Raw genomic sequence first — 3,434 nt, 5'->3', positions numbered from 1 at the left:
GTTTTTATTCGGCAATGCCTATTGTCAATCTCTGGTAACATCAACAGGCACGTAGGGGAATTGTCAGCTGGCGCGGAACAGTAGGGTTGTTACAGACCAAAACAAGCCAGAAAACGGGTCGACCTTATGCTAATAAGACTATCAATGGCAGCTTGAAGAACCTTCATATCATGCTCAGCGAGGCAGTGCGGCGTGATCTGATCTTAGAGGATATAACAAAGAAAACCCCTTATCTGCAAAACAATTCCAAAGTCCGGGGAGTATTTAATCAAGAAACGGTGCGGCAGATTTTTGATTATTCCAGGATGCCTGAGTTATGGGATAATAAAGTTTATTATTTGGGAAACCTGTTGGCCGCCTGTACAGGTATGAGAATGAGTGAAGTAATAGGTATTCAACTAAAGGATCTCAAAGGCGGTTACATCACTGTTTCTAAGCAATATATTTACAAGCAGGGTTTCACTCCTACCAAGACCAAGGAGAATCGAGAAATTCCTTTGCCCGAATCTCTCGAAGTGATGCTTAAGGAACTATCCAATGGTGATCAGGAAGATATGCTTTTTTGTCTGGGAAAGGATAAATCAAAACCGGTAACACAGTGGAGCATGGGAAAGTCTCTGGATAGGGCTCTTAAGAAATTGGGGATTGATGAAGAGGATCGTAAAGCGAAAGGGTATTCCTTTCACAGTTGGCGTCATTACTTCAACACCATAATGAGGAGTAATAATATTGCTGACAGTAAGTTGCAGAAACTGACTGGGCATAAGTCCGGAAAGATGACTGATAATTATACCCACTTTAAGCATGGTGATTTTAACGATGTCAGCAATATCCAGGCAAAGATTATCCCTTTCTCCAATGTCGGTTGATTGTTCCAGGTGGGGGAAACCCCACCCCTTGAGGTGGTATTTTTTCTTTACTGTTCTACTTACAGAGAAAAGATAGAGGATTTGTTATCACCCTATCAATCGTTACTGGAGGTAGAACAGATGGAAGGATTATTGACTGTAGATGAAGCTGCTGAGTTTACACGGCTGAGTGCCAAAACTCTGTATACTTATGCGTCCCAAAAGAAAATTCCCCATATCAAACTGGGGAGTCGTTTACTCTTTGATCAGGTCAAAGTGGAGGAATGGATCAGAGGAAATGCTGTACCCGCTGCAGGAAAAGAAACCAAATGAAGAAGCCTTATCTGACGGAGGAAACTATTAAGCAGGCCTTCACATTCCTGAAATCCCGGAAGGATCATGCCCACACCATGAAGAACAAGGAATGGGAAAGTGAGTTTGAAAACAGCCTGAGAGTTATTGAAGAACTCTCAGCCAGAAAGCGTTAAGTCTATCATGTCTGATATTATACCAGCTGATAAGTTTATCGAAGAAGAGTGCTGGCTCCGTCAGCCGGGTGAAACCAATGCCGCCTATACAGCATTTTGTTTGTACCGGAATTATGGTGGAGACCGAAGCATACGCAAGGTCATGAAAGATCGGGATTTGCCAGAGAGCCGCAGTGGCATCTGGCATGCCTGGTCAAAACGTTATGCCTGGGTAATCAGATCAGAGAAGTATGACTCTCATCTGGATAAGGTACGGCTATCCGAAAATGAGAAGGCTCTCCGGGAACGGGAAGCCAAACATCTTGAGTTATCAAAGAAGATGCTGGATCTTGTTGAGAAGAGATTGGAGAAGCTGGACCCTGAAGAAATATCACAAGGTACTATCCTGGACTGGATGAAGTCATGTACACAAATTGAAACCAATATCCTAAAGAATGAAGAGCATGATCAACCAGGTACACTGAAGCAGCTGGAGATATCTTTCTTCGAAGAGTTCAAAGGTGTATGACCATTCGATTTCTGCCGACCTCTGCCCAGAGGAAGGCTCTCTCCCTAGTCAAAAGTAAAGCCAAACATATTCTCCTCTTCGGAGGATCAAGGAGCGGGAAAACAACGATCCTTGTGATGGTATTGATCTTCAGAGCCATACAGTATCCCGGCAGTCGTCACCTGATCTGCCGACTCAGATTAAAGGATGCCCGCAGCTCAGTCCTACATGAAACCCTGCTGCCCTGGTTGGATCAGACCATCGGATCAGACCGCTACAATTATGTAAAACATGAGAGTTATATATCCCTCTACAATGGCAGTGAGATATGGATTGGAGGACTGGGAGACCGGGAACAGGTTGATCGAATCCTGGGCCATGAATACAACACCATCTACTTTAATGAAGTCTCACAGCTTTCCTACCATGCGGTGACAACCGCCTATTCCCGTCTGGCCATGAAGACACCCGGATGCCGGAACATCTTCCTATATGACTGTAATCCCGGATCTCCCCTTCACTGGACCTATAAGATCTTTGTCCGGAAGATCGACTTCAAGACTGAAGAACCTCTGAATAAACCAAACCTATACATCTCCATGCTGATCAATCCGGTAGATAATCAGGAACACCTGGACAGTGGTTATATTGAAGATGTCCTGGACAATCTCCCAGAGAAACAGAAAGCCCGTTTCCTCTCCGGACTCTGGATCAAAGGTGAAGGCTGCATCTATGAGCACTTTGAAGAGGATATGATCATCTCACCCGAAGACCTTCCAGAGATGGACTACTACACATCCGGTCAGGACTTTGGATTGAATATCACTAATGTGAAGATTGGTTATTCTGGGGAAAAGGTCTATATAGTCAAAGACCATGGCGGTCATAACATCACCACCAGAAGCTTCAATGATCAGCTGATAAAGCAAGGCTGGTACGATGATGATATGCCCGTATATTGTGATCCCGCAGGAGGAGAACGTATCCAGGAAATCACAGGAGGCCAGAAGGCCAATAACAGTGTGGATCCCGGTATTGATTACATCAACAGCCTGATAGAACAAAACCTCTTCTTCATCTGCTCAGAATGCTCCGGAGTCCTCTCCGAGATATGGGACTATGCCCGGGATGAAGAGGACAGGATCATCAAGATAAATGATCATTATATGGATGCCATGAGGTATGGGATCTTTAGTCATAATCAAAATGGTATCATAATGAATTAAATAAATTGTTCCTTCATTGTATATGATAGTTTATTTTCAATAAAAACAGAGATTAAGAAAAGTTAATGGTATAATCTTATTTATTATTCAAAATCTATTTGGGAGATTGTACAATGCACAAACCTCTATATTTACTATTCAGCTTATTTCTCGCTATTTCATGTGCTTCTAATTCAGAAATAACTCATAATTCATCAAACATAAAAGAAGATGGAAACACCCAGAATACTGATGAAATAGAGAAGGATATAGTTCATATAGAGGCACCAATAAATGAGACGAATGACATCCGTACAATTTTAAATTTAAACTTTAACCATAACGGATATATAGAACATCATAGTGCTGCTGGAGGAGAATCATTTGATGGTGCTGATGCTATTGC

6 protein-coding genes are annotated in these 3,434 nt (G+C 42.7%); all 6 read left to right on the top strand.

Annotated elements, in window-relative coordinates; translation table 11 throughout:
- The first annotated feature begins 170 nt into the window (after positions 1-170).
- Positions 171-869, top strand: coding sequence for a site-specific integrase (locus PF479_RS12600; RefSeq protein ID WP_298007121.1), 699 nt, complete (start codon positions 171-173; stop codon positions 867-869).
- 120 nt (positions 870-989) lie between these two features.
- Complete coding sequence (locus PF479_RS12595; protein ID WP_298007118.1) at positions 990-1,181, top strand: helix-turn-helix domain-containing protein; 192 nt, start codon at positions 990-992, stop codon at positions 1,179-1,181.
- A complete protein-coding gene (locus PF479_RS12590; protein ID WP_298007116.1) occupies positions 1,178-1,336 on the top strand; it encodes a hypothetical protein in 159 nt (52 codons plus the stop codon). Before PF479_RS12595 ends, PF479_RS12590 begins: the two co-directional genes overlap by 4 nt.
- Positions 1,337-1,343: 7 nt before the next feature.
- Positions 1,344-1,844: a hypothetical protein gene (locus PF479_RS12585; RefSeq protein WP_298007113.1), complete on the top strand. Its 501-nt coding sequence runs from the start codon at positions 1,344-1,346 to the stop codon at positions 1,842-1,844.
- Positions 1,841-3,049 (top strand): phage terminase large subunit, encoded by a 1,209-nt coding sequence (locus PF479_RS12580; RefSeq protein ID WP_298007110.1) that lies wholly within the window; start codon positions 1,841-1,843, stop codon positions 3,047-3,049. The genes PF479_RS12585 and PF479_RS12580 overlap by 4 nt, the downstream gene beginning before the upstream one ends.
- Positions 3,050-3,162: 113 nt before the next feature.
- On the top strand, positions 3,163-3,434 hold a 272-nt coding region (locus PF479_RS12575), incomplete at its 3' end, for a hypothetical protein (RefSeq protein WP_298007107.1).

Origin of the sequence: Oceanispirochaeta sp. (assembly GCF_027859075.1) — a bacterium.
Taxonomy (GTDB): domain Bacteria; phylum Spirochaetota; class Spirochaetia; order DSM-2461; family DSM-2461; genus Oceanispirochaeta.
This window is presented reverse-complemented; position numbering and strand designations above follow the sequence as displayed.

Coding starts and splice junctions, on each gene's coding strand:
- PF479_RS12600 (WP_298007121.1), top strand. CDS start 171: ATGCTCAGCGAGGCAGTGCGGCGTGATCTGATCTTAGAGGATATAACA.
- PF479_RS12580 (WP_298007110.1), top strand. CDS start 1,841: ATGACCATTCGATTTCTGCCGACCTCTGCCCAGAGGAAGGCTCTCTCC.
- PF479_RS12590 (WP_298007116.1), top strand. CDS start 1,178: ATGAAGAAGCCTTATCTGACGGAGGAAACTATTAAGCAGGCCTTCACA.
- PF479_RS12595 (WP_298007118.1), top strand. CDS start 990: ATGGAAGGATTATTGACTGTAGATGAAGCTGCTGAGTTTACACGGCTG.
- PF479_RS12585 (WP_298007113.1), top strand. CDS start 1,344: ATGTCTGATATTATACCAGCTGATAAGTTTATCGAAGAAGAGTGCTGG.